This window comes from Alicycliphilus sp. T452 (assembly GCF_054512775.1).
Window position 1 is genome coordinate 1 of record NZ_JBTNEH010000057.1, and the last position, 3,756, is coordinate 3,756.

Annotated in this window: 4 protein-coding genes and 1 pseudogene; 4 read left to right on the forward strand and 1 reads right to left on the reverse strand. The window is 54.9% G+C overall.

The genetic code is table 11. The annotated features are described in order from the left end of the window. From ACX12L_RS22775 to ACX12L_RS22785, 3 genes are all read left to right on the forward strand, one after another. Nucleotides 1–913 (forward strand): acyl-CoA dehydrogenase family protein (locus ACX12L_RS22775; RefSeq protein WP_459264550.1); only part of this gene is annotated, 913 nt, incomplete at its 5' end. A gap of 131 nt (nucleotides 914–1,044) precedes the next feature. After that, nucleotides 1,045–2,022 carry a Bug family tripartite tricarboxylate transporter substrate binding protein gene (locus tag ACX12L_RS22780; RefSeq protein WP_459264551.1) on the forward strand — a complete coding sequence of 326 codons (978 nt, stop codon included), beginning with the start codon at nucleotides 1,045–1,047 and terminating at the stop codon, nucleotides 2,020–2,022. Further along, on the forward strand, nucleotides 2,019–3,011 hold the full coding sequence (locus ACX12L_RS22785; RefSeq protein ID WP_459264552.1) for an NADPH:quinone oxidoreductase family protein: 993 nt from the start codon (nucleotides 2,019–2,021) through the stop codon (nucleotides 3,009–3,011). The genes ACX12L_RS22780 and ACX12L_RS22785 overlap by 4 nt, the downstream gene beginning before the upstream one ends. 197 nt (nucleotides 3,012–3,208) lie before the next feature. Here the strand turns inward: ACX12L_RS22785 and ACX12L_RS22790 are convergent. Next, nucleotides 3,209–3,430, reverse strand: a pseudogene (locus ACX12L_RS22790) (transposase); the annotation flags it as partial. A gap of 131 nt (nucleotides 3,431–3,561) precedes the next feature. Here ACX12L_RS22790 and ACX12L_RS22795 point away from each other — a divergent pair. Then, nucleotides 3,562–3,756, forward strand: a 195-nt coding sequence (locus tag ACX12L_RS22795) for a transposase (protein ID WP_459264553.1), incomplete at its 3' end; no start/stop codon positions are given.

Here is a 3,756-nt window from a genome sequence, read left to right on the forward strand (position 1 = left end):
CACCACAGACCACCAAGAAGGAGAAGGCGACCAAGAACTTATCCACAACGTGAGCGTGAAGTTCACGAATCAGGGTGGGTCAAGATTCGATGGAAATGGTGGGTCAGCTTTGCATGGAAATCAACACACAGCAACGCAGGTGGGCTCCAAGTGGATTTTGAACGGCACCAAGCATTTCATCACCAATTCGCCAATCGCCGACTTCTACATCATCTTCGCCGTCACCGATCCGGACCTAAAGATTCGCGGCGGCATTACTGCTTTCCTTGTCGATCGCGACAATCCAGGCCTGCGTCACGGCAAGGAGCAGTTGTTCCTCGGCGCCAAGGGATCACCAACCGGTGAAATCATTCTGGAAAACTGCGAAGTGGACAACAGCATGGTCTGCGGAGAGCTGGGCCACGGTTTTGCTGTTGCGCTGCAATCCATCGACTACTCCCGTCTGACCATCGGTGCACGCCACACCCACAGCGCTGAGCTGCTGCTGGCCATGAGCGTGGACTGGGCGCACGAACGCAAGTCGTTCGGTAAATCGCTGGCCGACCATCAAGTAATCCAGTTCAAGCTGGCAGACATGGCCACAGAAATCCATCTCGCCAAACTCCTTGCACTGGATACTGCTCATAAATACGACCAAGGTATTGGCGTCAATGCCGAATGCTCCATGGTCAAGATGTATTGCATGGAAATGGCAGGCCGCGTCGTGGACTCGGCGTTACAGATCCATGGTGGGTTTGGGTACTCGGTGGATCTCCCGATCGAACGTTTCTACCGCGACCTGCGCGGCCCACGTATCTGGGACGGCAGCATGGAAATGCAGCGCCATGTGATCGCCAAGCGTGTTCTGTCCGGCCGCGCCACATCGTCAGCTGCCGCGCCTCGAACCATCATGGATGGTTTCCGCGCAGACTGAGTGTTGATTTCGGAGCTGAACCTGCAATCAGTGCAAATTTCGGCTCCGGTGCCGCGATGGTGATGGCGTGTTATGAGGCATAAGCCACAGCGCACGCCAGCTCACCAAAGAAGGTAGAAAAGGAGACAACCATGCAACGAAAAGACTTTCTGAAACTGGCCGTATTGTCTATCACAACGCCACTCGTACATCAATATTCCCTTGCTCAGACTAACTACCCCAACAAGCCCATCACGATGGTCGTCGGTTTTGCTCCGGGAGGAATGACAGACATCGTCGGAAGATTGCTGGCAGCGGAGCTGGGCAAAGGGCTCAAGCAAAGCGTCATTGTGGAGAACAAGCCAGGCGCTGCAGGTCAACTCGCTACGGAGTATGTTGCGCGCAAGTCGCCAGATGGCTACACCTTGCAGCTCAGTGCAGCTGGACATGTCATTGCTCCGGCAACTCAGAAAACCGTACGCTACGATCCAGTCAAGGATTTTGAAGCCATTGCCATGGTTGCAAATGCGCCGATTGTTCTTGTGGTTCACCCACAACTACCCGTTCAGTCCGTTGCGGAATTCATCAACTGGGCCAAATCTCAACCAACGGTGCCCTATGGCTCTGCAGGAGTTGGAGGTTCATCGCATCTGGCGGGTGAGCTGTTCAGGCACGTCACGGGCACTCCGCTGACGCACGTTGCATACCGTGGTGGCGCTCCAGCCATCAGCGATTTGGTCGCGGGCCAGATCAATGTGGCCTTCATGGACTCGGTTAGCGTGGCCAGTTTCATCCGCGCCGGGAAAATCAAGCTTCTGGCAGTTGCCGCCAAATCGCGCAGCAACCTGTTCCCCGATACGCCCACTATTACCGAAGCTGGCTACAAAGATGTGGATACGTCGTCGTGGCTGGGCCTGTATGCTCCGGCTGGTACGGCTGTTAAAGATGTCTCGCTGCTCAATCAGCAAGTTAATCGTGTCATGAACTCTCTGGAAGTTATTGAACGACTCAAACAGCAGAATTGCGAGCCTGGAACTCAGTTCAATCTCGACCAAATGAGGAAGTTCGTCGCAGAAGAAACTGCTAAGTGGAAAAACATCGTCCGAATAACCGGTGTGAGAATAGAATGAAAGCCGTCGTTTGCGTCCAATATTGCGAGCCCGAGGCATTGCAATTGCAAGACCTGTCAGAGCGTGGCTTGGAGTCTGGCGAGGTACGCATTACCATCAAGGCTGCAGGCATCAATTTCGCCGATTACCTGAAAATCGGCGGAAAGTATCAGGAAAAGCCTGCCCTGCCATGGATTCCCGGAACCGAGCTGAGTGGTGTGATCTCAGAAATTGGGAGTGGAGTCACCGATCTCCACATCGGTCAACGAGTGATGGGCGTATCCGACATTCGCGGCGGAGGATTCGCAGAATCGATGGTTCTCCCGTCAGAACGAGTTCTTCCACTTCCCGATGCCGTCACTTTTGAGCAAGCTGCCGCACTTCCCGTGGTCTACGGTACGGCCATGTATGCATTGGTGGAAAAAGCGGGTTTGAAAGCTGGTAGCTACTTGCTGGTGATGGGGGCTGCTGGTGGGGCCGGATTAGCTGCTGTAGAAATTGCAAGCGTAATGGGAGCTCACGTAATCGCGGTAGCCAGCTCGGAAGCAAAACGCCGCCTCGCGCTGAAAGCAGGAGCCACCCATGCGATTGACTACACGCTGCCTGATTGGTCTCGCCATCTGAGAAACGTAGTCCCATCGAGCCGCGTGGATGTCGTGTTCGACCCGGTAGGTGGTGCAGCGTTTTCCGAAGCGGAGAAATGCATAGGATGGGAAGGCAAATACTTGCTGGTCGGTTTCGCGTCTGGCGAAATTCCCAGTGTCGCTTTGAACAAGCCCCTTGTGAAGGGCTATGACTTGTTGGGGGTGAGATACGACGTATGGCGAGACCGCAATTGGAGCAAAGCACGCAGGAGCTTGCAGCAAGTCCTCGCTTATGTCGCTGATGGAGCGATTAAACCCCAAGTATCTGCAACGCTGCCACTGCATCAAACCGGCTTGGCAATCAGGCAGGTATCTGAGCGGGGAGGCTTGGGCAAGCTCGTGATAAGGATTGATGAGTCCTGCTAAACAAGCAAGTCTGGCTTAATGCAATGGAGTGGCATATCAGTGTTTCCATTTGCAGCCAAAGCAGTCGCTGGTGTCTATCCCGCAAATTGGCTGCTTTGGGTTGGTTGCTGCCGGTGGTCTTGTTAAGTACGCTGGTCAGTTCCGACGACGAAGTCGAACGTGGGCGAATCCGGATTTTTGTGTAAACGGTTCGGACTTCAGTTGATGGAGATGCGGTCTCCGAACTGAATGGTAAATCGGGTCAGCGCGGTTTTCCAGTCCCGAATCGGCATGGTCCATTTTTGGTTGATGTTGCGCAGGGCCAGATAGAACAGCTTGGTCAGCGTCTCGTCGCAGGGGAACGAGCCACGGTTCTTGGTCAGCTTCCTCAGGCTCATGTTCATCGACTCGATGGCGTTGGTGGTGTAGATGTTGGCTCGTTTGAAGTTCAGGATCGCCTTGAGGTCGTCGGCGCGGATGTCTTTCATTAGCAGGCCGTTGAAATACCTATCGACGCGCCACCCTGTGTAGCCGAACATCGGGCCGTTGCCCAAGAAGGAGCCGGCCGAGCATGCGAGGAGCAGACAGCTACAACGAGAGCTTGTTCACCACGGTGAGGTTGGAGAGCTTTGTGCCGGTCAACCACCCGTTGCGCTCGATCCGCGCCTGGCTCAATGACGCGTTGACCAAGATGGACGCCAGGTTCTCGGCGATGTACGAGGCCGACATCAAGGGCGGGCGCCCAAGCATCGCCCCCGAGAAACTG